26 protein-coding genes are annotated in these 25,132 nt (G+C 68.1%); 11 read left to right on the top strand and 15 right to left on the bottom strand.

Translation table 11 applies throughout. The features are described from left to right. Positions 1 to 208: 208 nt before the first annotated feature. Both WS91_RS09865 and WS91_RS09870 read right to left on the bottom strand, forming a co-directional pair. Positions 209 to 649, bottom strand: a complete 441-nt coding sequence (locus tag WS91_RS09865) for a nuclear transport factor 2 family protein (RefSeq protein ID WP_038745345.1) — start codon at positions 647 to 649, stop codon at positions 209 to 211. Positions 650 to 770: 121 nt separating this feature from the next. After that, a complete protein-coding gene (locus WS91_RS09870; protein ID WP_059581908.1) occupies positions 771 to 2,792 on the bottom strand; it encodes an oxidoreductase in 2,022 nt (673 codons plus the stop codon). A 147-nt stretch (positions 2,793 to 2,939) separates the two neighbouring features. On the opposite strand from WS91_RS09870, the gene WS91_RS09875 reads away from it, so the two are divergent. Then, positions 2,940 to 3,497: a PadR family transcriptional regulator gene (locus WS91_RS09875; protein WP_059581913.1), complete on the top strand. Its 558-nt coding sequence runs from the start codon at positions 2,940 to 2,942 to the stop codon at positions 3,495 to 3,497. 260 nt (positions 3,498 to 3,757) lie between these two features. Further along, positions 3,758 to 4,540: a hydroxyethylthiazole kinase gene (locus WS91_RS09880; protein ID WP_038745495.1), complete on the top strand. Its 783-nt coding sequence runs from the start codon at positions 3,758 to 3,760 to the stop codon at positions 4,538 to 4,540. Between the two features lie 182 nt (positions 4,541 to 4,722). Here the strand turns inward: WS91_RS09880 and WS91_RS35710 are convergent, their stop codons facing one another. Continuing rightward, positions 4,723 to 4,893 carry a hypothetical protein gene (locus WS91_RS35710; RefSeq protein WP_156432345.1) on the bottom strand — a complete coding sequence of 57 codons (171 nt, stop codon included), beginning with the start codon at positions 4,891 to 4,893 and terminating at the stop codon, positions 4,723 to 4,725. Between the two features lie 262 nt (positions 4,894 to 5,155). On the opposite strand from WS91_RS35710, the gene WS91_RS09885 reads away from it, so the two are divergent. Next, positions 5,156 to 5,989: a TauD/TfdA family dioxygenase gene (locus WS91_RS09885; protein ID WP_059670200.1), complete on the top strand. Its 834-nt coding sequence runs from the start codon at positions 5,156 to 5,158 to the stop codon at positions 5,987 to 5,989. Between the two features lie 127 nt (positions 5,990 to 6,116). Further along, positions 6,117 to 7,004: an AEC family transporter gene (locus WS91_RS09890; protein WP_059581922.1), complete on the top strand. Its 888-nt coding sequence runs from the start codon at positions 6,117 to 6,119 to the stop codon at positions 7,002 to 7,004. A 170-nt stretch (positions 7,005 to 7,174) separates the two neighbouring features. Here the strand turns inward: WS91_RS09890 and WS91_RS09895 are convergent, their stop codons facing one another. Both WS91_RS09895 and WS91_RS09900 read right to left on the bottom strand, forming a co-directional pair. Further along, positions 7,175 to 7,795 carry a hypothetical protein gene (locus tag WS91_RS09895; protein ID WP_059581925.1) on the bottom strand — a complete coding sequence of 207 codons (621 nt, stop codon included), beginning with the start codon at positions 7,793 to 7,795 and terminating at the stop codon, positions 7,175 to 7,177. Between the two features lie 139 nt (positions 7,796 to 7,934). After that, positions 7,935 to 8,192 carry a DUF2249 domain-containing protein gene (locus WS91_RS09900; RefSeq protein ID WP_038745355.1) on the bottom strand — a complete coding sequence of 86 codons (258 nt, stop codon included), beginning with the start codon at positions 8,190 to 8,192 and terminating at the stop codon, positions 7,935 to 7,937. A 374-nt stretch (positions 8,193 to 8,566) separates the two neighbouring features. On the opposite strand from WS91_RS09900, the gene WS91_RS09905 reads away from it, so the two are divergent. Further along, complete coding sequence (locus WS91_RS09905; protein ID WP_038745357.1) at positions 8,567 to 9,526, top strand: universal stress protein; 960 nt, start codon at positions 8,567 to 8,569, stop codon at positions 9,524 to 9,526. A gap of 469 nt (positions 9,527 to 9,995) precedes the next feature. Here WS91_RS09905 and WS91_RS09910 read toward each other — a convergent pair whose 3' ends face one another. The 7 genes from WS91_RS09910 to hyfB all read right to left on the bottom strand — a co-directional run bounded on the left by WS91_RS09910 (position 9,996) and on the right by hyfB (position 18,218). Next, complete coding sequence (locus WS91_RS09910; protein ID WP_038745359.1) at positions 9,996 to 10,412, bottom strand: hypothetical protein; 417 nt, start codon at positions 10,410 to 10,412, stop codon at positions 9,996 to 9,998. A gap of 475 nt (positions 10,413 to 10,887) precedes the next feature. Beyond that, positions 10,888 to 11,412: an NADH-quinone oxidoreductase subunit B family protein gene (locus tag WS91_RS09915; RefSeq protein WP_038745362.1), complete on the bottom strand. Its 525-nt coding sequence runs from the start codon at positions 11,410 to 11,412 to the stop codon at positions 10,888 to 10,890. After that, entirely contained in the window at positions 11,412 to 13,151 is a 1,740-nt protein-coding gene (locus WS91_RS09920) for an NADH-quinone oxidoreductase subunit C (protein WP_059670201.1), read from the bottom strand. The genes WS91_RS09915 and WS91_RS09920 overlap by 1 nt, the downstream gene beginning before the upstream one ends. A 3-nt stretch (positions 13,152 to 13,154) precedes the next feature. Further along, positions 13,155 to 14,615, bottom strand: coding sequence for a hydrogenase 4 subunit F (locus tag WS91_RS09925; protein ID WP_038745369.1), 1,461 nt, complete (start codon positions 14,613 to 14,615; stop codon positions 13,155 to 13,157). Next, positions 14,608 to 15,267, bottom strand: a complete 660-nt coding sequence (locus WS91_RS09930; RefSeq protein ID WP_038745372.1) for a formate hydrogenlyase — start codon at positions 15,265 to 15,267, stop codon at positions 14,608 to 14,610. Before WS91_RS09930 ends, WS91_RS09925 begins: the two co-directional genes overlap by 8 nt. Next, positions 15,268 to 16,218, bottom strand: a complete 951-nt coding sequence (locus WS91_RS09935) for a respiratory chain complex I subunit 1 family protein (RefSeq protein ID WP_038745375.1) — start codon at positions 16,216 to 16,218, stop codon at positions 15,268 to 15,270. After that, positions 16,212 to 18,218 carry a hydrogenase 4 subunit B gene (gene hyfB, locus WS91_RS09940; RefSeq protein ID WP_059581941.1) on the bottom strand — a complete coding sequence of 669 codons (2,007 nt, stop codon included), beginning with the start codon at positions 18,216 to 18,218 and terminating at the stop codon, positions 16,212 to 16,214. The genes WS91_RS09935 and hyfB overlap by 7 nt, the downstream gene beginning before the upstream one ends. Positions 18,219 to 18,606: 388 nt before the next feature. On the opposite strand from hyfB, the gene WS91_RS09945 reads away from it, so the two are divergent. The 6 genes from WS91_RS09945 (at position 18,607) to WS91_RS09970 (ending at position 22,264) form a co-directional block, all read left to right on the top strand. Beyond that, positions 18,607 to 19,383 carry a YoaK family protein gene (locus WS91_RS09945; RefSeq protein WP_038745380.1) on the top strand — a complete coding sequence of 259 codons (777 nt, stop codon included), beginning with the start codon at positions 18,607 to 18,609 and terminating at the stop codon, positions 19,381 to 19,383. 541 nt (positions 19,384 to 19,924) lie between these two features. Then, positions 19,925 to 20,371 (top strand): hypothetical protein, encoded by a 447-nt coding sequence (locus WS91_RS09950; protein ID WP_038745383.1) that lies wholly within the window; start codon positions 19,925 to 19,927, stop codon positions 20,369 to 20,371. A 69-nt stretch (positions 20,372 to 20,440) separates the two neighbouring features. Beyond that, positions 20,441 to 20,701: an HPr family phosphocarrier protein gene (locus WS91_RS09955; RefSeq protein ID WP_038745386.1), complete on the top strand. Its 261-nt coding sequence runs from the start codon at positions 20,441 to 20,443 to the stop codon at positions 20,699 to 20,701. A gap of 40 nt (positions 20,702 to 20,741) precedes the next feature. Beyond that, on the top strand, positions 20,742 to 21,551 hold the full coding sequence (locus tag WS91_RS09960; protein ID WP_059647071.1) for a spermidine synthase: 810 nt from the start codon (positions 20,742 to 20,744) through the stop codon (positions 21,549 to 21,551). A 105-nt stretch (positions 21,552 to 21,656) separates the two neighbouring features. Next, on the top strand, positions 21,657 to 21,875 hold the full coding sequence (locus tag WS91_RS09965) for a ribbon-helix-helix protein, CopG family (RefSeq protein ID WP_059581960.1): 219 nt from the start codon (positions 21,657 to 21,659) through the stop codon (positions 21,873 to 21,875). A gap of 59 nt (positions 21,876 to 21,934) precedes the next feature. After that, positions 21,935 to 22,264, top strand: coding sequence for a hypothetical protein (locus WS91_RS09970; protein WP_038745394.1), 330 nt, complete (start codon positions 21,935 to 21,937; stop codon positions 22,262 to 22,264). A gap of 4 nt (positions 22,265 to 22,268) precedes the next feature. Here WS91_RS09970 and WS91_RS09975 read toward each other — a convergent pair whose 3' ends face one another. The 3 genes from WS91_RS09975 to narI are packed head-to-tail and all read right to left on the bottom strand — an operon-like array spanning position 22,269 to position 25,059. Then, entirely contained in the window at positions 22,269 to 23,543 is a 1,275-nt protein-coding gene (locus WS91_RS09975) for an MFS transporter (RefSeq protein WP_038745396.1), read from the bottom strand. 24 nt (positions 23,544 to 23,567) lie between these two features. Continuing rightward, positions 23,568 to 24,365 (bottom strand): peptidylprolyl isomerase, encoded by a 798-nt coding sequence (locus WS91_RS09980; RefSeq protein ID WP_038745399.1) that lies wholly within the window; start codon positions 24,363 to 24,365, stop codon positions 23,568 to 23,570. Positions 24,366 to 24,375: 10 nt separating this feature from the next. Continuing rightward, positions 24,376 to 25,059: a respiratory nitrate reductase subunit gamma gene (gene narI, locus WS91_RS09985; protein ID WP_038745402.1), complete on the bottom strand. Its 684-nt coding sequence runs from the start codon at positions 25,057 to 25,059 to the stop codon at positions 24,376 to 24,378. Between the last annotated feature and the right edge of the window lie 73 nt (positions 25,060 to 25,132).

A 25,132-nucleotide genomic window follows, 5' to 3' on the forward strand; every position in this document is an offset into this window, starting at 1 on the left:
AAACACGACTGTCGCGTATTCGAAATAAAACGATCCGCGAATTCGTTCGCGGATCATCGACGAGAAGAGGCGGTCACACGTGCGCGGCACAACGCCCGCGCGACCCGTTTCGAAGTTTAAAGCAATGCAATCGTAATATTTAGCCTGAAGGCGCTATTAGCGTTTTATAAAGCGAAAATCTCTATTTCTATTTTTATTCGCTTATCGTTCACACATTCGATTTAAACTCGGGCAGGCGAGAGCCGATTCGCGCGCCCATTTCGGCGCCGAGCGCCTGCAAGCCGCTTGCCGGCCGCACCATCACCTCGAACTCGACGATCTTGCCCGCTTCGTCGAAGCGGATCAGATCGACGCCCTTCAACTGCTTGTCGCCCACTCGCGCGCTGAATTCGAGCACGACGCTCAGGCCATCGTCGGTCGCGAGCTGCCGGTGATAGACGAAATCCTCGAATACGTTGATGACCGTGCCGATCGCGAGCACCAGCGCGGGCGCGCCCGCGTAGGCCGAATGCGCGATCGGCGAGCGGAACACCGCATTCGGATCGGCGATATCGGCCAGCCGGGTCATGTCGTGCGCGGCGACCATCGCGTGCCAGCGCTCGAGTGACGGCAGCACGGCCGGGTGCACGCCGGCGGGAATCGAAGTCATGTCGCGTCTCCTTGTCAGTCAATGGTTGATGTCGCACTGTCGTGCGACGTGACGTGCCGTGATCTGCCGTGATGCCGCGCCGCACGCGCATCGGCATGTACGGCGCGGCGAGCCGCCCGCATCAGATCGATGCCGCGAGCCTCGTGCCCTGCAGGATCGCGCGTTTCGCGTCGAGCTCGGCGGCGACGTGCGCGCCGCCGATCAGATGCACCGAGCAGCCCGCCGCGCGCAGGCCGTCGTACAGCTCGCGCTGCGGCTCCTGGCCCGCGCAGACGACGACGCTGTCCACCGCGAGCGTCTGCGGCTCGCCGTCGATCGTCACGTGCAGCCCTGCGTCGTCGATCCGCTCGTAAGACACGCTCGACGACATCGCAACGCGCCGCGACTTCAGCGACGTCCGGTGAATCCAGCCCGTCGTCTTGCCGAGCCCGTCGCCGACCTTCGACGCCTTGCGCTGCAGCAGATGCACGTTGCGCGCGGCGGCGTCGACGTGCGGCATCCGCACGCCGCCGCGCTGCTCGTAGCCGACGTCGATGCCCCATTCCGCGTAGAACTTCGGCGGCGCGACGCTCGCGCTTTCGCCCGTCTGCGTCAGATATTCGCTGACGTCGAAGCCGATTCCGCCCGCGCCGATCACGGCGACGTTCGCGCCGACCGGCTTGCCGTCGCGCAGCACGTCGAGATAGCCGAGCACGTTGGCGCGATCGACGCCGTCGATGTCGGGCACGCGGGGCACGACGCCCGTGGCGAGCACGATTTCGTCGAAGCCGCCGCCCGCGAGCCGCGCGACGTCGGCGCGCGTGTTCAGATGCAGCGTGAGCCCGTGCAGCTCGATCTGCCGGCGGAAATAGCGCAGCGTCTCATGGAACTCCTCCTTGCCGGGCACCTTCTTCGCGACGTTGAACTGCCCGCCGATCTCCGGCGACGCCTCGAACAGCTCGACCTCGTGCCCGCGCTCGGCGGCCGTGACCGCGAAGCTCAGGCCCGCGGGTCCCGCGCCGACCACCGCGATCCGCTTGCGCTGCGCGGCGGGCGCGATCACGAGCTCGGTCTCGTGGCACGCGCGCGGGTTGACGAGGCACGACGTGATCTTGCCGCTGAAGATGTGGTCGAGGCATGCCTGGTTGCAGCCGATGCAGGTGTTGATCTCATCGGCGCGGCCCTCGCGCGCCTTGCGCACGAATTGCGAATCGGCGAGGAACGGCCGCGCCATCGACACCATGTCGCAATAGCCTTCGGCGAGCAGTTGCTCGGCGATTTCCGGCGTGTTGATCCGGTTCGTCGCGACAAGCGGAATGCCGACCTTGCCGACGAGCCGCTTCGTCACCCACGCATACGCGGCGCGCGGCACCTTCGTCGCGATCGTCGGGATGCGCGCCTCGTGCCAGCCGATGCCGGTGTTCAGGATTGTCGCGCCGGCCGCCTCGACCGCCTGCGCGAGCCGGATCACTTCGTCGAGCGTCGAGCCGCCTTCGACGAGGTCGAGCATCGACAGCCGGTAGATGATGATGAAATTCGCGCCGACCCGCTCGCGCACGCGCCGCACGATCTCGACCGGAAAGCGGATGCGATTTTCGTATGGGCCGCCCCATTCGTCGTCACGATGGTTCGTGCGCGCCGCGATGAATTCGTTGATCAGATAGCCTTCGGAGCCCATGATCTCGACGCCGTCGTAGCCCGCGTACTGCGCGAGCGCCGAGCAGCGCACGAAATCGTCGATCGTCGCGTCGACCTCGCTCGCCGACAGCGAATGCGGCGTGAACGCGTTGATCGGCGCCTTCAGCGCGCTCGGCGCGACGAGCGACGGGTGATACGCATAACGGCCGAAGTGCAGGATCTGCATCGCGATCTTGCCGTGCGCGTCGTGCACCGCGCGCGTGACGATCCGGTGGCGCTCGGCCTCTTCCTCCGTCGTGAGCATCGAGCCGCCCGGCATCATCCGGCCTCGCTCGTTCGGCGCGATCCCGCCCGTGACGATGAGCCCCGCCTCGCCGCGCGCGCGCTCCGCGTAGAACGCGGCCATCCGCTCGAAGCCGTTGGGCGCTTCCTCTAGCCCGACGTGCATCGAGCCCATCAATACGCGATTCTTCAACGACGTGAAACCGAGCTCCAGTGGAGCCGTCAGGTGGGGATAGTAAGTCATCGGTCGCTCTTTTTTTGCAACGGGTTGCATAAATATATCGACATCGCCTTTCAATTGCAACGCGTTGCATAAAGTGAGCGCTCTAAACGGGCGGACGCTGCGCGGTATGGCAAGATGCAAGGGTTTCGACCACTCGCCCGCTCGTCAATGTCCCTGCCTCACGCGCTGCTCACCTCCCTCGCCGAACGCCCGGGCTCAGGCTCCGAGCTGACGCGCCGCTTCGACCGCTCGATCGGCTACTTCTGGCACGCGACGCATCAGCAGATCTACCGCGAGCTCGCGCGGCTCGAGGACGAAGGCTGGGTCGAATCCACGCCCGTCGAGCAGGCTCGCGGGCGCAAACGCGCGTACCGGATACTGCCCGCGGGCCGCAAGGAGCTCAAACGCTGGATCGCGCAACACGACGATCCGAAGCCGCTGCGCGACGAGCTGATGATCCGGCTGCGCGCGGAAGCGGTCGTCGGGCCGACGGGGCTCGGCGACGAAATCAAGCGGCGGCTCGATCTGCATCGACAAAAGCTCGCGCTCTATCGCGAGATCGAGGCGCGCGATTTCGCGCACGACATGAACACGAAGGATCGTCGCCTGCAGCATCTCGTGCTGCACGCGGGCATCATGCAGGAGAGTCAGAGCATCGAGCTGATGCAACAGGCGCTCGACATTCTGTCGATGCCCGCAGAGAAATCGAAGCGGCGCGGCGCGTGAGGCCGCGGGCGCGCGCCGGCCGCGCCCCGCGCGACCGACTGCGCCGGCCGCCGCATCGAGTCACGGCGAGTCGCTCTGCAAACACTTGACGCCGATCGGCGCATGCGCGCGCCACAGCGGCTACAGTGCGCGAGCCGCGCCTTCTCGCGATGGCCGATGGGACGGGCTTGCTTCAGTGCCCGATCGCGCCCGATCGGCCAACCCGCGCCCACCTGCATTCACGCGTGCGCATGAGCGCGAACGCGACAAGGGACCACGACATGGAATCGATCTCCTGGAACACGCCATCCGTGCGCCACGAACTGGCCGCCGTCAAGCACGCGGCACCGTTCGTGTACGGACTCACGAACTACGTCGCCGCGAACTTGAGCGCGAACGTGTTGCTCGCCGTCGGGGCCGCGCCCGCGATCGGCGCGGCGGCCGACTGGTCCGCGCGCTTCGCCGCCGGCGCCGGCGCGCTGTGGATCAACACGGCCGCGCTGATGAGCAGCGGTGCCGACGCGCTGCGCACGGCCGCGCGCGCCGCCGCCGAGGCCGGCACGCGCTGGGTGCTGGACCCCGTCGCGGTCGGCGCGGGGGCGCCTGATTACGACGCGATCGTTCGCGGCCTGCTCGCGTTCAAGCCGACCGTGATCCGCGGCAATGCGAGCGAGCTGATCGCGCTCGCGGGTGGCGCTTCGGCCGGCAAGGGCGTCGACACGACCGCGAGCTCCGAAAGCGCGCTCGCGTTCATCGGCGATCTCGCGCGGCGCAGCGGCGCGATCGTCGCGGTGAGCGGGCCGACCGACTACGTGACGGATGGCGTCGACACGCTCGCCGTTGCGGGCGGCGACGCGCGCTTGACGCGCGTGACGGGGGCCGGGTGCGCGCTCGGTGCGCTGATCGCGGCGCTTCTCGCGCAGCGCGGTGCGCCGCTCGCCGCGGCGGGCGCGGCGCACGCGATCTATGCGATCGCCGCGGAGCGCGCGGCGGATGCGCGCGGCACCGCATCGTTCGCCGTGCGGTTCGTCGACGAATTGTCGCTGCTCGATCCGGCCGAATAACCGTCCGACACCTCGTTTCAAGCGATGCGCACGAGCAGAGGCGCCCGATTTGCGCGCCTTCGCCGAAATCGTTTTCGTCGTTTCCGGAATGGGCGCCGGCGAATCGATCCGCCATCCATGTGCAGCCGTTATCGATCCCGTTCGGCGCGATCGCCGAACCCGCGTCATTGATTTTTCCTTTTTTAAACGCTCGAATATTCTGATTTTTCAATTGCGAATGATGGATGCGGGCGCTCGCGCACGAATTTTCTAATTTCGACCGCGTTTGCATATTCCGACATTGCGCCAATGCTTTCGCGGCGCGCCGGGCGCTCGAACAGAGCGAACGCGACCGAGGCAATTTCGATCGGCATCGGCACATTAACGTCTGAGCGGAATCAAAATCTGTCCGCACTCCATCTGCAAATTCACGCCACATCATTTCTACGCGCGGATTTCCGACGCCAAATTAGAAAGACCTGTCTATTTGTAAACAAAATCGCAACGCGGTTAATGATCTGTAATATAAAAGATGGAAAGTAGAAGGACAGACATAGGAGGAGACAGCGCCCATTGATAAGCATACCGAAATACTTGGGCGTCAACCGTGTGAAATCCACGTTCCGAGGGCCGATCATGTTGACTCAGACTTCCAGCCTTTGCGCGCAAGCGCTACGCCAACCGTTCGACAGCACGCTGCCGCTTGCCGAAGTGACGCTGCCGATCCACTCTCCCGGCACGATGACCGGCGACGGGATCTCCGACATGGTCGGGACCTTCAATCGCTATGGTTTCGTGATCCTCGACTGCGAATCGTCGGAAAGGGACAATCTGCTCGCGCTCAAGCCGCTGCTCGGCAACGCCGCGCCGCACAAGCGCGCGGACGGCGACGGCGTCGTGCCGATCAACGCGTTCAAACCGGTCGACGGCCATATCGACTCGTCGCACGAAGCGCATCTGCCGCATACCGACGGGGCATTTTCGGACGCGCCCGAGCGGATCATCACGCTGCAATGCGTGAGGCCGTCGCACCAGGGCGGCCTGTCGACGCTGTCGAGCGCGAAGGCCGCGTACCGTCACATCGTCGATCGCTACGGCGACGCCGCGCCGCTCGCCCGCGCCGACGCGCCGACGATCGAGCGCACGACGCAAAAGAGCACGGCGCCCGTGTTCAAGGCGGAGGACGACGGCTGGTCGATCAAGTTCAGGATGAACGACGGCGCGGCCACGGCGACGCCCGCGGCCGCCGCCGCCGACATGTACGACAGCCTCGCGCGCTTCCTGACCGATCCGGACAATGTGCTGCTGTTTCCGCTCGAGCCCGGGCAGATCCTGATCGGTGACAACACCGCGGTCACCCACGGAAGAACCGGCTATCCGCCCGATCAGCGGCGCAACATGCGGCGGCTGAATTTCGACGGTCACGGCGCGCTCGAGCGTCAGCTCGTGTTCGGCTTCGGCGACGAGTGACCACCGACGCTCGCCCGCTTCGCGTTTCGAACGCTGCGCGCCGGCCGCCGAGAATGCATCATGCAACGGCCGGCGCGCGGCGTGCCGCATCGTCGGCACATGCCGCCGTCTCTTCGGGATCGTCCGAATGCAAAACGATTTTTCGCTGGTCGTCTTTCCGATCTTCGCGTGCTCGCTGATCGGCCTGCTGTGGGTCAGGCTCAAGCTTCCGATGAACGCGGCGTGCCTGAGCGCGCTCGTATCGAACATCGGCATTCCGTGCCTGCTGCTGTCGTCGCTCGACCGGCCGAACCTGACCGCGCGCGTGCTCGTCCACACGTTCGCGGCGGGCGCCGTCGCCCTCGTGTGCTTCGCGGCGCTCGGCGCGCTCTTCCTGCGCGTGCTGAGGCTGCCGATGCGGCAATACCTGCCGTCGCTGATGCTGCCCAACACGTCGAATCTCGGCCTGCCGGTCGCGCTCTTCGCCTTCGGCGAGCAAGGCCTGCTGTATGCGGTCGCGTTCTCCGCGCTCGTGCAGATCGGCCATTTCACGATCGGCGTCTGGTTGCTGTCCGGTCAGGCTTCGTGGAAATCGATCGCCGTCAGTCCGACGATCTGGGCAGTCGTCGCGGCGCTCTTCATGACGCTGAACGGCCTGCATCTGCCCGCGCCGCTCGCGGCGAGCGTGAAGCAGCTCGGCAACATGGCGCCGCCGCTGATGCTGCTGATGCTCGGCGCATCGCTCGCGAACATCCGGCTCGCGGGCCTGCGCCGCGTGGCGGTGCTCGCGGTCGTGCGGGTCGCGGGCGGGCTCGGCGTCGGGCTCGCGCTCGCGTTGCTGCTCGGGCTGCCGAGCGTCGCCGCGGGCGCATTCGTCGTTCATTGCACGATGCCCGTCGCGGTGCTGAGCCATCTGATCGCGCAGCAGTACGACGGCCCGACCGAGGACATCGCCGGCATGATCCTCGTGTCGACCGGGCTTGCGCTCGCCGGGCTGCCGCTGATGCTCGCTTCGACGAAGCTGGTCGTCGGTTAGGCGGCGTTCGTCGAGCGACGTTTGATTTGCCGCTTTCGGCCTGCCGCTTGCTCGCGGCATCCGTTCGCCGACGCCGCAAGCGAGCGCCTCCCGCCGGACGCCGACATGCAAGCGCGACGCCGGTTCCGCAGCGCGCGTCGGATGCGCCGCGCCGCAACCGCCATCGCGCGTCAACGGTGGAGCACGATCACGTCGGCGTCGTCCGCATGTTCGAGCAGCAGCCGGCGCACGCGCGCCTGCCAGAGCTCGCGGAACAACGCGACGTCCTCGGGCTGCGCCGTCATCGCGAGACAGCGCGGCAGCAGATTCGCGATTCGCGGATCGCCCGGCACGCGATCGAGCCGCGCCGACACGCCGACGCTCGCATTCGTATCGACGCGCGTCAAGCGAAGCTGCCCCGGCATCGGTTCGCCGAACGTCAACAGACGGCGGCGGTCGAACCGGCCGCCGATGCCCTTGAACCCGGTATCGAACGTCGCCCCCGTCAGCAGGCCGACGACGTTCGCCACCACGCCCGTCACGCCTTCCGTCGCCGAATCGCGCAACGCGACGCGAATCGCGCCGCGCTCGGCGGGCATGCCGCCGTAGAGCGCGCCGAGCGCCGCGCGCGTCATCAGGTACGCGGACGCGACGGTCGGACACGAATGCCCTGCCAGCTTCACGACGTCCGCGTAGCGGTACTCGATCGCGCCGCCGTCGTGCGCGGCACCGAGGAACGCGGCGAGCGGATCGCGCAACGCGATGCGCGGCGCGGCGTCGAAGAAATCGGGAAATCGGTCGGATGAATGCATGATGGTCTGGATCAGCTTATCGCTTGTTGCGGGCCGCTCGCCGGCTGTCGCGCGCGACGCGCCGAACGCGGCGCGTCGCGGCCGGCGAGCGGGAATGTCGCGACGGCCGGCGCACTGCCCGCGCGACGGCCGGCATAGGTCATTGAACGATGAAATCGATCACGATCGCGCCGGGCTCACGCTGCCGATACTCGATGCCGACCCGCTCGCCATAATGCTGCCGAATCTGTTCGAGGAGCGGGAGCGGATCGTGATCGTTGACGAAGCGCATGGTTTCGCCGGACTGAAGCGCGTCGATCGCGCCGAAGATCGCCGCATGGCGGAATCGCTTCGCGACGCCGCGCGCGTCGAACGGATAGATCGCGGTCGGGGAAAGATGGAGATGCGGCTGCGACATGATTGGAAGTCCTTATCGGATGACGCTCGGATGGAGAAAGCGGCGGCGCGCACGGTGCATTGCAAGACAACCGATGCGCGCCGCTCGACGGCGATGCGTTCGATTCTAATAGATGCATTGTGCGCGCAACTATTCTATGTGCACGCCCCTGCGCGCACAACGGCGCTTCGATCCGAGCAAAACGTGCGAAGCCGGCCGGTTCGGCATCGCGTTACCGGCGAAACGCCGCGCCGCAGCGGCATGCGCGGCGATTACGCGGCACGGCCCCGCCGCCCGCGCGCCGCCTCGCCGCGCTCGAAAAGATTGATTTCGCTCAACGAATGGCGGGGCCGGTGCCGCACAATGACCCGATAGTTGGCGCGCCCAATACTTTGATGGAGTCGACGATGGCCACCGATACCTCGAATCCCGCTCCGCTGTCGCTGCCTGGGCGCATTCTCGTCGCGATCGACGCGTCGAAGGCGTCGCAGCGCGCGGTCGACTACCTGAAGCGCGTGGTGCCCGCGGGCGCGGCCGTACGCTTCGTCAGCGTCGTGGACACGCCGCGCGCGTATACGCTGCCGCATACGTTCGCACCGTCCGAGTTTGCGGCGGCGCACACCGAGCTCGTCAACGATGCGTCGAACGTGCTCGGCGACGCGACGACCACATTCGGTCGCACCGACGTCGCGCTCGAAACCGCGATCGTCGACCTCGCGAAGAAAGGCGGCGACGTCGTCGACGCGCTGCTCGACGAAACACGCGACTGGAATGCCGATCTGCTCGTCGTCGGCTCGCATCAGTATCAGGGGTTGCTTCGTTGGGTAGACGGCAGCGTATCCGAGCCGCTGCTCGCGAGGACGGATTGCGCGATTCTTTTCGTGCCCTCCGGCGTCGAATCGGCCGTGCATGCGCCGAAGCGCATCATGTTCGCGACCGACGGCAGCCCGATCGCCGCGCACGCATTGCGCTACGGCGCGCAATTCGCGACGCCCGACACGCATCTGCGCGCGATCTACGTGATCGACCGCGCGGTGCGGCTCACCGATTTCGTGCCGATCCACGTGCTCGAGGACGCGTTCGTCGAGGAAAGCGAGAAGGCGCTGGCCGTCGCGCGCCAGTTGCTCGACGAAGCGCCGGGTCAGTCGAGCATCGCGGTCGTCAGCACCGACCGGACGAGCGACGACGTCGCGCACACGATCGTCCGCGAGGCCGACCGCTGGCCCGCCGATCTGCTCGTGATGGGCACGCACGGCAGGCGCGGCGTGTCGCGCTGGCTGCTCGGCAGCGTCGCGCTGCGCGTCGCGCGGCTCACGCAGATTCCACTGTTGCTCGTGCACGCGCCGGCTGCCTGAGGCGCGTCGACGGCCGGCTGCGCGCACCGGCTGCCGTGCGCTTTGCGGCCGCGCGGGTCGGCGCGCCGCCGATTCCGGCGCGGCGTGGCGAGCGGCGACACGCGCTTTCGATGCCGCTTTGATTGCGCTTTCGATACCGCCTCCAGCGGCGTAGCGCTGCGGCACCCGGCTAGCGACAGGTGCAAGCGCCGATTGCCGCGAAGCGATTCGCTTCGTCAATGCGATCGCTTCGTGACGGCCGCGCCATCTTCGTGTCGCCCGCGTCCGCTCCGAAACGACAATACGACAATACGGCGAAACGACAAAACGACGCCCGTCGCCGCGCCGGCAATCAACGCGCCCCGTCGCCGCCCAGCGCGCATCCCCTTCCGGGCGCGGATACGACGCGGCATTGAGCATCGACGAATCGGCCGCACAAAAAAAGGCGGCCGAACGCCGCCCGCCCCTTTCACTCAGTTTCCGGACGCCGCTACGCACGCGGCGGCGGCTTGTCCGCAGCGTCGCTCCTTTGCTCGAACTGCACGGCGAGGCCGCCGGGCCGCAGCTTGCTCACGGTGACCCAGAACGGGCTGCCGCCCGGCATCTCGGACATCGGCACGATCGGCACCTTGTAATAGCGATTCAGCATCATCAGGAACGCGAGCGCGTAGCCGCGCCGGCGCTCCGACGGCGCGATCTCGAGGCTGTGCACGTACAGCCGATCGGTCAATTGCGAAAGGCCGTATATCGCTTCGCCGACGCGCGCGCCGTCCGCATTGCGGATGACGACCGCCCATTTCGCGTGCGTCGCGGCCTCGTTCTCCGCTTCGGCCGCTTTCGTCTCGATCTTGATCGGCGGCAGGCGCCGCAGCTTGCACCAGGCTCGAAAACTCCGCAGTAATCCCATCGACTTCGTGCCTTTCTATTGCGTTGCTCGCTCGGCCGAACCCGGCCGTCGCGGTGAGTGTTCGCGTCTTTCGGGAAACTGGCGAGAGACCGGATCAAGTACAGCTTCAAGCAGGCGCGGCAATTTTTGTATTTTTCGATCCGTGAAGGGTGCGATAAAAAGTGCCTGATTGGAAATCAGCAAAAGACGAGAGCAGCGTAGGATTATGCGCAACAGCCGTAGGAATTCCCCTACAGACGGAATGGATACGTTCGCAGATCGGGCGCGCAGCCCCGCCGGCCTTCGCCGAACGCCGATCGAACGGTTTGAACGTATGTCGATGCGAAGAGGAATCGCCGTGTCGAAGCCCGGCGCGCGATGTCGCGCGGCGCACCGGCCGCCGGCGTGCCGGAATCGATTCGAATCCGAACCCGCACGCGGCCTTGTCTCGCCCGGAGCGCCCGGAGCGCCCGGGTGCGTCGAGGAAGTCGGGGAATCAACGCCCGCCCGGGCGCGCTCGCTCAAGCGCGCCGCGAATCCCGCGCAGCAAGTCGATCGGCCGCGGCGGGCAGCCCGGAATCGTCAGGTCGACCGGCACGAGCTTCTCGACGGGCCCGCACACCGCGTAGCTGTCGGCGAACACGCCGCCCGTGCACGCGCAGTCGCCCGCCGCCACGACGAGCTTCGGCGCGGGCGTCGCCTCGTACGCGAGGCGCACCGCGTCGCGCATGTTGAGCGTGAGCGGCCCGGTGATCAGCAGCATGTCCGCATGCCGCGGGCTTGCGACGAACTTGATCCCCAATCCTTCGATGTTGTAGTACGGATTGCCGAGCGCGTGCAGTTCGAGCTCGCAGCCGTTGCACGAGCCGGCGTCGATCGCGCGGATGCTCAGCGCGCGCCCGAGGATGTCGAGAATCTCCTGCCGGATACGCCGCGCGTCCCGCTGCCACGCGTCCTCGCCCGCCGGCGCGGGCTCGTCCGGCCGGCCGGTGCGCGCGATCTGTTTGATGAGCTGCCACATTACAGGTCGTGCCCCGCGTAGTTCAGGTTGAACGACTTGTTGATCAACGGGAAGTCGGCAACGATGTTGCCGATGATCGCATGCTCGAGCGCGGGCCAGTTCTGCCACGACGGATCGTGGCAATGGCAACGCGCGACGGCGCCGCGCGCGTCGAGCTCGAGCGCGACGAGCACCGGGCCGCGCCAGCCTTCTATCCAGCCGACGCCGCGCCGCGCATCGTGGGCGGCGCCTGCCGCCGCCTCCGCCCTTCCCGCCTCCGTCGCCTCCTCCGGGTTGCCCGGCGCGATCGCGGCGAGCTCGATCTCGGCCGCGATCGCGCCGCCCGGCAGATCGTCGAGCAGCGCGCGAATCGCGCGCACCGATTCGTACGTCTCGGCAAAGCGCACGGCAACCCGCGCGGCGACGTCGCCGCGTGGGTCGCCGTGCGCTTCGACGGGCACCGCGTCGTACGGCGCGAGCCGATGGTCGACGCGCACGTCGCGCGCCTGCCCGCTCGCGCGCGCGGCCAATCCGCACACGCCGAAATGCGCGGCCGTCTGCGCGGCGAGCCGCCCGGTTCCCGCGAAACGGTCCTGCAAGCCGGACTGGTCGTCATAGATCGTCTGCATCGCACGCATCTCGGCCTCGATCCGGTCGCATTGCGCGACGATCGCCGCCGCGTCGTCCGCCGAGACGTCGCGCCCGACGCCGCCCGGCACGACGCGATCCATCAGATGGCGATGCCCGAAGATCCGGTCGTTCAGGCGCAGCCAGTCCTCCTTGAGCCGCGAGAATTGCGCGAGGCCGACCGCGAAACCCGCGTCGTTGCCGAGCGCGCCGAGGTCGCCGAGATGATTGGCGACGCGCTCGCGCTCGAGCAGCAGCCCGCGCAGCCGCAGCGCGCGGGCCGGCACGCGAACCGTCAGCGCCTGCTCGAGCGCCATGCAGTACGCCCATGTGAACGCGACCGTCGAATCGCCTGCGATGCGCGCGGCGAGCCGGCTGCCCTCGAACGCGCCCGCGCGCTCGAGGAGCCGCTCGACGCCGCGATGCGCGTAGCCGAGCCGTTCCTCGAGCCGCAGTATCTTCTCGCCGACGACCGAGAAGCGGAAATGCCCCGGCTCGATCACGCCCGCATGAATCGGCCCGACCGCGATCTCGTGCACGCCGTCGCCCGCGACCGGCACGAACGGATAGTCGGCCGTCGCGATCTCGAAGCGTTCGCGGCCCGTCGCGCGCTTGCGCAGCGGATGGTAGCCGCGCGGCCATGCGCCGTGAGCGAGCCACGGCCGCACGTCGGTCGCGCCGCGCGCGCGCAGGCCGACGAGGTCGCGGACCGCGCGCTGCATCCGCGTCGCGCCGGCGAAGATCGTCGACAGGTCCGGGTAGTCGCCCATGTCGTCTATGTCGCCCATGTCGCTTCCATCGCCCGTCCCGCCGGCTTCGTCCGCCTTGCCGGCATTGCCCGCTTGGACCGCTTCGACCGCTTCGTTCGGTTCATTCTCTTCATTCGCCGCCGGCTCGACCGGCAGCCGCAGCCACAACAGGCCGTCGTCGAGCTCGTACGCGGCGCACACCTCGAAGCGCCCGGCGGCGGGCTCGCCGCCCCAAAGCGCGACGAGCCGCCCGCCGGCCTCGCGGATCGTCTCGGCGGCGCGCGTCCACGCGTCGGCGTCGACCGACGCGAACGCCACGTGCGGCAGCCCCATCTCGCTCGCGAGACGCGTCCGGCTGGGGAGTTGCAAGGATTCGATCCGCATCGCCTACCCCGCGATCATCGCCGCCGCCTGTCGATACCAGGTCGCGAGATACGGCGGCACGTAGAGCCCGAGCATCAAGCCGAGGCCGAGATGAACGAACACCGGCAGCAGCGCCGGCGGATGCTCGAGCGTCGCGACGCTCGATTCGCCGAACACCATCCGCTGCACGCGCATGAAGATCGCGGCGAACGCCGCCGCGAGCGCGACGAGCAGGAACGGCGCGCTCCACGGCAGCTTCGCGATCGCCGTCGTCAGGATCAGGAATTCGCTCGCGAACACGCCGAAAGGCGGCATCCCGAGAATCGCGAGCGCGCCGAGCATCAGCCCCCAGCCGACCGTCGGACTGACCTGCAGGAGCCCGCGGATGCCGTCGATCGACTGCGTGCGCGCCTTCTGCGCCGCGTGGCCGACCGCGAAGAAGATCGCCGATTTGACGAGCGAATGCACCGTCATGTGCAGCAGCCCCGCGAACGTCGCGACCGGGCCGCCGAGGCCGAACGCGAAGGTCATGAGCCCCATGTGTTCGATCGACGAATACGAGAACAGCCGCTTCACGTCCCTTTGCCGGAACAGCGAGAACGATGCGACGAGCGCCGACGCGAGCCCGAAGCCGACGAGCAGGCGCCCCGGCAGGCCGTTGCCGAGCGCGCCGTCGGCGAGCACCTTGCAGCGCAGCACCGCGTACAGCGCGACGTTCAGCAGCAGCCCGGACAGCACCGCCGAAATCGGCGTCGGGCCTTCGGCGTGCGCGTCGGGCAGCCAGCTGTGCATCGGCACGAGCCCGACCTTGGTTCCGTAGCCGACGAGCAGGAACACGAACGCGATCGACACGATCGTCGGATCGAGCTGCGTCTTGACCGCGTTCAGGCTCGTCCACAGCAGCGCGTCGCCGCCGGCGAGCTGCCGGCCCGCCGCGAGATACAGCAGGATCGTGCCGAACAGCGCCTGCGCGATGCCCACGCCGCACAGGATGAAGTACTTCCACGCGGCCTCGAGGCTCGCCGCACTGCGGTAGACGCTCACGAGCAGCACCGTCGCGAGCGTCGCCGCCTCCATCGCGACCCACAGCACGCCGACGTTGTTCGTGAGCAGCGCGAGCAGCATCGCGAAAATGAACAGCTGGTACATGCAGTGATAGAGCCGCATCCGGGCGTCGCTCATCTTGCCGCGGTCCTGCTCGACGCGCATGTACGGATTCGAGAACAGCGACGTCGTCCAGCCGACGAACGCCGTCAGCGCGACGAGGAACACGTTGAACGGATCGACGAAGAAGAGTTCGCCCACCGCGTACATCGGCCCGTGCGCGACCGTGCGCGCGGCGAGCAAGAGCGTCGCCGCGCACGTGAGGAAACTGAAGCCGACGTTCAGCGCGCGCGCGACGTGCTGCCTGCGCACGAGCGCGAGGCATCCGCCCGCGACGAGCGGAATGCCGAGCGACGCGAGCAGCGCGAAGACGTCATTCATCTTTCAGTTTCTCGAGATGGTGGATGTCGAGGCTGTCGAACTGCTCGCGGATCTGGAACATGAACACGCCGAGGATCAGTATCCCGACGAGCACGTCGAGCCCGATCCCGAGCTCGACGATCATCGGCATTCCGTTGGTCGCCGCCGCGGCCGCGAAAAACAGGCCGTTTTCCATCGACAGGAAGCCGATCACCTGCGGAATCGCCTTCGCGCGCGTGATCATCATCATGAACGACAGCAGCACGCACGCGAGCGCGATGCCGAGCGTGCCGCGCGCGGCCGATTCGGCGAGCCGGCTGATCGGCGCCGCGACGTTGAACGCGACGATCACGAGCGCGATGCCGGCGACGAGCGTCGCCGGGATGTTGAGAAGCGGCTCGACGTCGGCCTTCACGTCGAGCCGCTGCACGAGCCGGTACAGAATCCACGGAATCAGCCCGACCTTCAGCAGCAGCGTGAGCGCGGCGGACACGTACAGGTGCGTGTCCGCCGTCACGAAGCCGAGGATCAGGTTCGCCGACACGAGCGCGACGCCTTGCAGCGTATACAGATGGATCAGCGACAAGATCCTCCGCTGGCTCAGCATCGCGAACGACAAGAGCAGCAGGATCGCCGCGAGGAAATTGATGAGCTGCGTCGCGTAGCCGTGCATCTACGCCCCCAGCAGAAAATGGACGAGCATGCCGATCACCGCGAGCAGGAACGCGGTCGCGAGAAATTCGGGCACGCGAAAGAGGCGCATTTTCGCGTTCGTCGTCTCGACCACCGCGAGGGCCGCGCCGCCGACGAGCAGCTTCACGAAGAGCGCCGGCAGCGCGAGCAGGAGCGCGAGCGGACTGCCCGCCTCGGCGATCCCCCACGGCATGAACAGCGCGAGGCCGATGCACGAATACGCGAAGAGCTTCAGGCTCGCCGCCCATTCCATCAGCGCCAGATGGCGGCCCGAATATTCGAGAATCAGCGCCTCGTGGATCATCGTCAGCTCGAGGTGCGTGGCCGGGTTGTCGACGGGCAGCCGCGCGTTCTCCGCGAGCGACACGAGCGTGAACGCGATTCCCGCGAACGCGAGGCTCGGATAGATCACGAGCTCGCGGTGGCCGAGCGCGGCGACGATGCTCGTCAAGAGCGTCGACTGCGTGATCAGCGACGCCGAGAACAGCACCATCAAGAGCGCCGGTTCCGCGAGGAAGCCGATCAGCATCTCGCGGCGCGCGCCGAGCGTGCCGAACGCGGTGCCGATATCCATCGCCGCGAGCGACAGCGCGACGCGCGCGAGCGCGAACAGGCCGACGAGCGCGATCGCATCGGCCGCGGGCGAGAGCGGCAGCTCGGTCGACAGCGTCGGCACGATCGCGCACGCGAGCGTCATCGCCGCCCAGACGACGTAAGGCGCGCCGCGAAACAGCGCACTCGCGTGCCGCGCGACGACGGATTCCTTGTTGAACAGCTTGTGCAGCATCCGGTACGGCTGCCAGATGCTCGGCGCGCGGCGGTTCTGCAGCCACGCGCGGCACTGGTCGACCCAGCCCGTCAGCAGCGGCGCGGCCGCGAGCGCGACGAGAATCTCGAGCGTCTGCGACAGGATGCCGGAGGCGGTCACCATCGTCTCACCACCGTCAGAAGCACGATCAGCACGACGAAGCTGTACGTCAGGTAGATCGCGATGCGGCCCGTCTGCAGCAATCCGGCGAGCGCCGCGACGCGATTCACGAGCGCCGCGACCGGCTCGTAGAGCAGATGCCATGTGCGATCCGCGACGCTCATCCGGTATTCCGGCCGCGAATCGAACGGCGAAGGCAGCCGCCGCTCGATCCGGAAGAACGGCGTGAAAATCTCGCGGATCGGCTGGCCGAAGCCTTCGGCCGTGTCCTGCATCCGCGCGGTCACGAACGGATGGCCGCACGACCACGGCGCCGCGCGCCTGAGCCGCCCGTGATAGAAGCGCCGCACGAGCAGCCACGCGAGCGCGCAGCACGCGAGAAAGAACAGCATGAAGAGCGCCGGCATGTAGCTCGCGCGCGCGGCCGACACGGGCGCGAACAGCAGCCAGCCGTGGTTCGTGCCGCCGATGCCCGCGCCGATCAGCGAGCGCGTCACCGCGTCGAGCACCTTCACGTACTGGACGGGCGCGAGGCCGAGCAGCACGCTCGCCGCCGCGAACCAGCAGAACGCGACGCGCTCCCACGGGCTCGCGTCGCGCGCGCGCTCGAGCTTCGGCTCGCGCGGCTGGCCGAGGAACACGATGCCGAAAAACTTGACCATCGCATAGCCGGCAAGCGCGGCCGTCAGCGCAACGAGCGCCGCGACGAGCGGCACCGTCATCCCGAGCACCGAATCGGGCAGGCCCGGCGTGAAGAGGAAGCTCTGCACCAGCAGCCACTCCGACACGAAGCCGCTCGACGGCGGCAGCCCGGCGCTCGCGGCGACGGCAACGAGCATCGCCCACGCGGTCCACGGCATGAAGCGGATCAGCCCGCCGAGCCGCCCGAGATTGCGCTCGCCCGTCGCGTGCAGCACGGCGCCCGTGCCGAGGAAGAGCAGGCTCTTGAAGCACGCGTGCGCGACGATCTGATACAGCAGCGCCGTCAGCGACAGCGCGGCGAGCGCGGGCAGACGGTAGCCGAGAAACAGGATCGTGAGGCCGAGGCTCACGCACATCAGCCCGATGTTGTCGATCGACGAATACGCGAGCAGCCGCTTCATGTCGGTCTGGATCGTGCTGAACACGACGCCGAGCAGCGCGCCGAACAGGCCGAGCGCGAGCGTCAGCACGCCCCACCACGCGGCCTGCACATGCAGCAGATCGAGCACCGTGCGCAGGATTCCGTACAGGCCGACCTTCAGCACGAAGCCGCTCAGGAGCGCGGACACGGGCGACGGCGCCGCCGGATGCGCGTCCGGCAGCCAGACGTGCAGCGGAAAGACGCCCGCCTTCGCGCCGAAGCCGGCAAGCGCGAGCAAGAACGCGGCCGACGCGGCGAGCCCGTCGAGATGCTGGACGCGCATGTTCGCGAACGTGTAGTCGCCCGTGCCCGCCTGCAGCAGGCCGAAGCACGAGAGCAGCGCGAGCGCGCCGACGTGCGAGATCAGAAAGTACAGGAACGCCGCGCGGCGGATCTCGGCGATCCGGTGATTCGTCATCACGAGGAAGGCCGCCGACAGCGTCAGCGTCTCCCACGCGACCATGAAGCAGTACGCGTCGTCCGCGACGAGGAGGAGCGCCATGCTTGCCGCGCACGCGTGGTATTCGAAGCAGATGAGCCCGGGCGCCGTGCCCTCGCCCTTGCGAAAGTAGCCGGACGAGAACGCGCCGACGCCCGCCGTCACCATGCCGAGCACGAACAGAAAGTAGGAAGACAGCGCGTCGATGCGCAGATGGAACGGCAGATCGGGCAGACCGAGCGGCAGCACGACCGTCGACGGCTCGGCGAACACGCCGGCGAATCCGATGCCCGCGAGCGCGAGCCCGGCCAGCGCGCCGAGCGGAAAGAGACCGTGAGCGACCGCACCGGTGCGACGCATGTTCGCGAGTCCGGCGCAGCCGAGCGCGAGCCACGCGAGCGCGACGAACAGCACGCATCGGAGAAGCAGGCCCTGTTCCATGTTGTTTGACTCGCGGATCGCCTAGCGTCGCGCCAACGGACGTGCCAACGAGTATGGCGAAGCGGCGCGCGCCGCGCAAGCGGCTAAAGGCCGCGCGAATGCGGCGCCGCAGCGCGCGCGGCGCGTGCCCGCGCCGCCTGCCTCCTGATCGGTTCCGGACGCCGGGCGGGATGTCATCGCAGGACCACGCAGGACCATATCGTTACAAGAGTATGATAATGTCGTTATCATCCTAGCACCATTGTCGATCTGTCACCACACGCGTCGATCCGCATTGCCTCGCTCCCCGTCGCGCCCCGCTTCGCTTCGCGCCTGTTCGGCGCTCGAACGCGAAGGTTGCCGGGCACGCGGGCGCAATGCGCAGGTTCGCCCGCCGCCACGTCACGCCATGCCAGTCGCCTACTTTCGCAGCCTCGCCGGAAAGGATCGCAATCTCGACGCCAACCGGCACCTCGGCTTTTCCCTCGCGTTCGTCGCGGGCGCCGCGAATGCCGGCGGCTTTCTCGCCGTCAAGCAGTACACGTCGCACATGAGCGGGATCGTGTCGGCGATCGCCGATCAGGCGGCGCTCGGCAACGTCGTGCTCGTGTTCGCGGGCGTTGCGTCGCTTGCGTCGTTCCTGCTCGGCGCGGCGGCGTCGGCCGTGCTCGTCAACTGGGGCCGGCGCAAGCGGCTGCACAGCCGCTATGCGTTTCCGCTGCTGCTCGAGGCGTTCCTGCTGCTGTGCTTCGGCCTTCTCGGCAGCCATCTGGCGCTCTGGCGGACGTTCTTCGTGCCTGTCACAGTCGTTCTGCTGTGCTTCATCATGGGCCTGCAGAACGCAATCATCACGAAGCTCTCGAACGCCGAGATCCGCACGACGCACATGACGGGCATCGTCACCGATCTCGGCATCGAGCTCGGCAAGCTGTTCTACTGGAATTCGACGCAGGCCGAGCCCGGCGAGCCGGACGTGTACGCGAACCGGCTGAAGCTGCGCGTGCTCGGCACGATGCTCGCGATGTTCTTCTCGGGCGGCCTCGCGGGCGCGCTCGGTTTCAAGCACGTCGGCTACTCGGTGACGATCCCGCTCGCGGGTCTGCTCGTCGTGCTGGCCGGCGTCCCGATGCTCGATGACCTGCGCGAATGGGCGAGCCGGCCGGGCGGCGGCAGGCGGGCGGGCTGACGGCGCATCGACGGGGTGGAGCGCGGCCCCGTGCCGGTCGGCGCGTCGGCGCGAGGCGATCGCCATTGGCGCGGCTTCGGGCGCAGCCCGTCGCAGTAGAGCGATTTCGCTTCGCGCCCCTAAACCGCCAGCGCCACCGTCCGAGCGCCGGCCATGCGGCGCGTTCGAGCCGCTCGACGAGAACCCCGGGGCGCGAAAGTGCGGTCGAGCGCCGAATTCCAGCGGGTTCAGCCAATCGGTCCAATCCAAGCCGAAGCCGAAGCCGAAGCCGAAGCCGGCAGCATTGTTGCGCGGGTTGCGCCCGCAATTCGTCCCGCCGAAAGCCGTCCGTCAGGCGCCAGCGCCCGCTTCGATCCCCTTGCCGCGCATCGGCTCCCGTCGCCCGGCGCACCTGCCCACTTTCCGAGCACGCACATACCATGTTAATGTTATGTGCATATACACTCCCGCGCACGAAAATGATCGATCACGCGCCGGCCCGTTCCGGCGATTGGCTCAACCGCACGCGCCCCCCGATGCGCGGCCCGACCCGGACGCACGCATGTTCGACATGCATATAGCGCTCCTAGCGCACGACTACGCGCGCCGCGTGCCGCGGGACGTAATGGGCGCGCAGGGCCTCGTGATCGTCGGCGTCGGCAGGAGCGGCGAGCGCGGCTTTCAGATGCTCTACCGCTTCTCGGCCGCGTGCGAGCGCCTCGAGGCGCTCGGCACGAACGTCATCTTCGTCTACCCGAAGGAATCGGCGCGCCACGTGCTGGACCCGATCTCGGTGTCGAGCGCGCAGATCCGGCAGCGCCCCTGCCTCTTCCTCGACGACGACGGGCGCTTCTTCCGGCGGCCGTGCCCGCCCCGCTCGCTGGCGCTCGTGCATCTGAACCGCGACATGAAGCCGCTCGACACGGCGAAAATCGTCCTGCAGGATGGCGCATGGGACGGCGAGCTGCTCGCGTTCCTCGCCCGCGCGCAGGCGCGCGCGATGCACTGAGACTGAGCGCGCAGGCGCGCGAGCCGGCCGCGACGGCCCGCGTGCAACGAATCACTTGAAGGATTCCCGGTGGCACAAGCATTGATCGAGATCGGCCTGAAATGGGGGCGCTACGACGCCGCGTTCGCGGGCCAGGCGCTCGCCGGCGCGGCGGGCCGCTTCCAGAGCGACATCGTCGTCGTCGCGAACGGCCGCCGCGCGAACGCGAAGGACGTGATGTCCGTCGTCGCGCTGCGCGCGAAGCGCGGCACGCAGATGCAGATTCTGTCGAGCGGCCCGGACGAGGACGACGCGCTTCATTCGCTCGCGTCGCTCTTGAGCGCGAACTGACGCGCGGGAGAACCGGCCGATGCAACCACGCTTTCCCGGCATGCCCGCGAACTCGTCCGGGCCGCTGTCCGCGCCGCACCGCTGCGCGCACGCGAACTCGCCCGTCGTGATCGAGACGCCGCACCTCGTGTCGCTCTGCTTCGACGATCGCGGGATGCAAAGCTGCATGTATGTCGACGGCCCGGATCTGCTCGCGCTCGGCTACACGCGCACGATGATGGGCTTTCTGTTGCTGCACTCCGAGCCGCGCCGGATCGCGATGATCGGCTTGGGCGGCGGCTCGCTCGCGAAATATCTGTACCGGCACCTGCCCGACGCGCGCATCACGTCGATCGAGATCAATCCGGACGTGATCGCGCTGCGCGACCGGTTCCGAATTCCGCCCGACGACGCGCGCTTCTCGGTGCTGTGCGCGGACGGCGCCCAATACGTCGCGTCCGCGGGCGACGCGTGCGCGGACGTGCTGATCGTCGACGGCTTCGACGCCGGCGGGCTGCCGCTCGAGCTCGGCAGCCGGCCGTTCTACGCGGACTGCCGCCGCCATCTGGCGGCGGGCGGCGTGCTGGTCGTCAATCTGCTGACCGACGATCCGCGCGTGGCCGATTGCCTCGCCGCACTGCGCGACGTGTTCGGCGCCTCGGCCGCGCTCGCGCCCGCCGAGGACAGCGCGTCGAACCTGATCGTCTTCGCGTGGAAAAGCGATGCGCCGCTGCCGTCGCTCGAGACGATGATCGAGCGGGCGAACGCGCTGGCCCGCGGGCACAGCATCGATCTCGTCGAGGCGGCCGTGCGCATCGAACTGGGCGTGAGCTACGACTGGCGCCGGTTCGGCGAACCGGTCGACGCATGATGCGGGCGTGCCCGGCTGCGCCGGAAATGAGGGAACGGACAAAAAATCGTCCGGGAGTCGGCGTGTATTATAATTTGATTAACATACATGCCACTGTGTCCCGCCATGGAAACGAAAAGCGCCCGTCTGACCGTCCTGATCGACCCCTTCAAGAAGAAGGCGTTCGAGCAGTTGTGCGCCGCGCAGGATCTGACGCCGTCGCAGGTCGTGCGTCAGATGATTCGGGATTATCTCGAGCAGCACGGCGTGAGCTACAAGACGCGCAGCCCGGTCGCCCCGCGCGGCGCCGCGAAGCCGCAGCCGCGCCGCAAGACCACCGCCTGATTCGTGGGCGCGTGCGCGCCCGTGTCGCACCTTGTCGTGCCGTGCCGTAGAAAGCAGCAATGATACCTTGTGATGTCTGTCAGCCGCTCCTCGCCGAGCGGCATCCGGAGTCGGGCGATGTTCCGCTCGATGCGCTCGGCAAGCCGACCAAGCTGCGGCCGCTGTTTCGCAAGCCGCTCATGATCGGCAAGTTCCGCTGCCGCGCCTGCGGCGCGAACTGGATCCGCGAATCGGACGCGTCCGCGCCCGGCCAGGTTCACTGGCTCTTCCTCGGCGACGCGACGAGCATCCTCGAACCCTCCGCGCGCAAGCGCCCGCCGTCGAGCGCCGAACGCAGCGCCGCGGCCGAGCCGCACGCGCCGCCTGCCGGCGCCGAGCAGGCCGCGTGATCGTTCAGCGCGCGGCGGCGCCCGCGATCGGCACGCGCCGGATCTCCGCCAGATAGAGGATGATCAGCGACACCCAGACGATCCCATACAGGAACATGAAGCACGTCGAGCGCACGCGAAGCAAGTCGACGAGCGCGCCGAAGATGATCGGCAGCAGGAAGCCGCCGAGCCCGCCCGCGAGCCCGACGATGCCGGTGACGACGCCCATGTTGTCCGGAAAATCGTCGGCGACGTACTTGAACGTCGACGCCATCCCGAACGCGAACACGGCGCCCAACACGAACGTCAGCACGACGAACGCGGCGAGCGGAATATGGAGACGCAGCGTCGCGGTGCCGTCGACCGTGTGGATCACGAGGTCGGTCGGCGGATAGGACAGCAGGAACAGGCAAATCCACGCGACCCACAACCCCCACCATGTGACCGCGTGCGCGCCGTAGCGGTCGGCGAGCGCGCCGCCGAGCGCGCGCAGCACCGAGCCCGGCAGCGAGAAGCCCGCCGCGAACGCGGACGCGGCGACAAGCGACATTCCATAGCCGTTCTTCAGGTACTGCGGCATCCACAGCGACAGCGCCGTAAAGCCGCCGAACGTGATCGAGTAGTACTGGCAGAGCTTCCACACGCGCCGATCGCGCAGCACCCCGAACGATTCGAGCCACGAGCCCTTTTGCGCGCCCGCGCCGGGATCGGGCGCCGACGCGAACCAGAAGATCGCCGCGGTGACGAGAAGCGCGACCGCGTACACGCGCGGCACGACGCGCCAGCCGTACGCGGCGAGCAGCAGCGGCGTGACGAACAGATTGACCGCCGCGCCGGCCGTACCCGCGCCGAACACGCCCATCGCAAGCCCGCGCCGCTGTGGCGGGAAGAAGCGCGCGACGTATGGCGTGCCGACCGCGAACGACGCGCCGACGCAGCCGAGAAAGAGCCCGATCAGCAGGAACTGCCAAAGCGCGGTCGCGTAGCTGACCGCATAGACGGGCACCGCGCAGACGACGAGCAGCACCGTCATCACGATGCGCCCGCCGAAGCGGTCGGTCCATGCGCCGAGCGGCAGCCGCATCAATGCGCCCGTCAGCACGGGCGTCGACGTGAGCATCCCGAACTCGGTCGCGTTCAGATGCAAGTCTTCGCGCAGCTGGATGCCGAGCACGCCGAACATCATCCAGACGACGAAGCAGACGAGGAACGCGAACGTGCTCGCGAAAAGCACCGACCACGCGCGCGCGGGAATCGCCGGCGCATGGTCGAGCGCGCCGGAATCGTGCTGTGAGACCATGTCCGCCCTCCTTTCCCGATCAGTTCATTGAACCAGCGGGCCGTTCGCGTCGCCGAACGCGACGCCCTCGACGCGCGCGCCGCTCGCGAGAATCGTCACGTATTGCTGGATCGCCTTGTGCCGCACGCGCTCGGCGAGGAACGCGGCGATGTCGGCGGCGACCGCGTCGAACGGCACCGGATCGCCCGGCACGCGGCGCTCGATCCGCACGATGTGAAAGCCGAAGCGCGTGTTCACGAGGCGCGGCAGCACGCCGAGGTCGGGCGCATCGAACACGGCCGCCTCGAACTCCGGCGCCGAATCGCCGCGCAGCAGCTGCCCGAGGCTGCCGCCCACGCTCGCCGACGGGCAGTTCGAGAGCTCGCGCGCGAGCGCCTCGAACGTTTGCGGATCGGCGAGCACGCGCGCGAGCGTCGCTTCGGCCTCGCGGCGCAGCGGCGCGAGCGGCGTCGCGTCCGTCACCGCGAACAGGATGTGGCTCGCGTAGGCGATGTCGCGCCGGCGAAAGCGCGCCGCGTGGTTCCGGTAGTAGCGCTCGCAGTCCTCGCGCGCCGGCTGCGGCAAGTGCGTGAGCTCGCGCTCGAGCAGCGCGTCGAGCGCGTCGTCGTCGAGCGGCGCGCCTTCGGCGCAGAGGCCGAGCGCGATCGCGCGCTGCCGCAGCAGTTCGCGCACCACGAGCGCGCGCCGCGCCGCGTCGAGCGGATCGCCGGCGTCGGCATGGTGCGCGCGCTCGTCGGCGATCTCGGCCGCGCCGATCTCGACGCCGTTGACGCTCACGCGCGCATGCGCCCCCGCGTCGAGGGTTTCGTCGATCGTATTCATCAGCTGCTCGTCAACGCTTGCGCACGAGCTGGTACGGCCGGATCAGGTACGCGAGCGACGCGAACCCGCTCCAGATGTGCACCATCCGCGTGAACGGCGACACGAGGAAGATCGTGAAGCCGAGCAGGATGTGCGCGCGATACGTCCACGGCACGCCGGCGAGCAGATCCGCGACGCCCGGCCGGAACGTGACGACGCCCTTCACGTAGTCGGTCAGCACCTCGAACATCGCGCCGTCCATGTGCCGCGCGGACAGCACGACCGTGCCGAGCCCGAGCGCGAGCTGCGCCCAGAGCATCAACACGATCAGGATGTCGGACTTGCGGCTGTTGCGGCGAATGCGCGCGTCGCCGAGCCGCCGCGCGATCAGGATCGTGAGCCCGACGATCGCGACCGCGCCCGCCGCGCCGCCGCCCACCATCGCGACGAGCTGATGCGCGGACGCCGACAGGAACGGCGACACGAGCCAGTGCGGCGCGAGAAAGCCGGCGAAGTGGCCGATCACGACGACGAGCACGCCCCAGTGGAACAGGTTGCTGCCGAGCCGCAGCGCGCCGTGCCGCAGCAACTGCGACGAATCGCTCTTCCACGTGTACTGCTCTCGATCGAAGCGGATCAGGCTGCCGATCAGCAGCACCGCGAGACAGAGGTACGGATAGAGGCCGAACAGAAACGTATTCAAGTAATCGCTCATGGGCTTCTCCTGATCTTTCGCCGGGTACTTTCGCCGGGTACTTCGTTGATCCTGCGCCAGGGCCTTGCGCCGC

It is taken from the genome of Burkholderia sp. MSMB1498 (assembly GCF_001526245.1).
GTDB classification, from domain to species: Bacteria; Pseudomonadota; Gammaproteobacteria; order Burkholderiales; family Burkholderiaceae; genus Burkholderia; species Burkholderia savannae.

Coding starts and splice junctions, on each gene's coding strand:
- WS91_RS09965 (WP_059581960.1), top strand. CDS start 21,657: ATGGAAACGAAAAGCGCCCGTCTGACCGTCCTGATCGACCCCTTCAAG.
- WS91_RS09930 (WP_038745372.1), bottom strand. CDS start 15,267: ATGCACGGCTACGCGACGCAGCTCATCAATTTCCTCGCGGCGATCCTG.
- WS91_RS09950 (WP_038745383.1), top strand. CDS start 19,925: ATGTTCGACATGCATATAGCGCTCCTAGCGCACGACTACGCGCGCCGC.
- WS91_RS09945 (WP_038745380.1), top strand. CDS start 18,607: ATGCCAGTCGCCTACTTTCGCAGCCTCGCCGGAAAGGATCGCAATCTC.
- WS91_RS09870 (WP_059581908.1), bottom strand. CDS start 2,792: ATGACTTACTATCCCCACCTGACGGCTCCACTGGAGCTCGGTTTCACG.
- narI (WP_038745402.1), bottom strand. CDS start 25,059: ATGAGCGATTACTTGAATACGTTTCTGTTCGGCCTCTATCCGTACCTC.
- WS91_RS09980 (WP_038745399.1), bottom strand. CDS start 24,365: ATGAATACGATCGACGAAACCCTCGACGCGGGGGCGCATGCGCGCGTG.
- WS91_RS09975 (WP_038745396.1), bottom strand. CDS start 23,543: ATGGTCTCACAGCACGATTCCGGCGCGCTCGACCATGCGCCGGCGATT.
- WS91_RS09970 (WP_038745394.1), top strand. CDS start 21,935: ATGATACCTTGTGATGTCTGTCAGCCGCTCCTCGCCGAGCGGCATCCG.
- WS91_RS09880 (WP_038745495.1), top strand. CDS start 3,758: ATGGAATCGATCTCCTGGAACACGCCATCCGTGCGCCACGAACTGGCC.
- WS91_RS09885 (WP_059670200.1), top strand. CDS start 5,156: ATGTTGACTCAGACTTCCAGCCTTTGCGCGCAAGCGCTACGCCAACCG.
- WS91_RS09905 (WP_038745357.1), top strand. CDS start 8,567: ATGGAGTCGACGATGGCCACCGATACCTCGAATCCCGCTCCGCTGTCG.
- hyfB (WP_059581941.1), bottom strand. CDS start 18,218: ATGGAACAGGGCCTGCTTCTCCGATGCGTGCTGTTCGTCGCGCTCGCG.
- WS91_RS09895 (WP_059581925.1), bottom strand. CDS start 7,795: ATGCATTCATCCGACCGATTTCCCGATTTCTTCGACGCCGCGCCGCGC.
- WS91_RS09925 (WP_038745369.1), bottom strand. CDS start 14,615: ATGAATGACGTCTTCGCGCTGCTCGCGTCGCTCGGCATTCCGCTCGTC.
- WS91_RS09865 (WP_038745345.1), bottom strand. CDS start 649: ATGACTTCGATTCCCGCCGGCGTGCACCCGGCCGTGCTGCCGTCACTC.
- WS91_RS09875 (WP_059581913.1), top strand. CDS start 2,940: ATGTCCCTGCCTCACGCGCTGCTCACCTCCCTCGCCGAACGCCCGGGC.
- WS91_RS09935 (WP_038745375.1), bottom strand. CDS start 16,218: ATGGTGACCGCCTCCGGCATCCTGTCGCAGACGCTCGAGATTCTCGTC.
- WS91_RS09920 (WP_059670201.1), bottom strand. CDS start 13,151: ATGCGGATCGAATCCTTGCAACTCCCCAGCCGGACGCGTCTCGCGAGC.
- WS91_RS35710 (WP_156432345.1), bottom strand. CDS start 4,893: ATGCCGATCGAAATTGCCTCGGTCGCGTTCGCTCTGTTCGAGCGCCCG.
- WS91_RS09890 (WP_059581922.1), top strand. CDS start 6,117: ATGCAAAACGATTTTTCGCTGGTCGTCTTTCCGATCTTCGCGTGCTCG.
- WS91_RS09915 (WP_038745362.1), bottom strand. CDS start 11,412: ATGTGGCAGCTCATCAAACAGATCGCGCGCACCGGCCGGCCGGACGAG.
- WS91_RS09960 (WP_059647071.1), top strand. CDS start 20,742: ATGCCCGCGAACTCGTCCGGGCCGCTGTCCGCGCCGCACCGCTGCGCG.
- WS91_RS09910 (WP_038745359.1), bottom strand. CDS start 10,412: ATGGGATTACTGCGGAGTTTTCGAGCCTGGTGCAAGCTGCGGCGCCTG.
- WS91_RS09900 (WP_038745355.1), bottom strand. CDS start 8,192: ATGTCGCAGCCGCATCTCCATCTTTCCCCGACCGCGATCTATCCGTTC.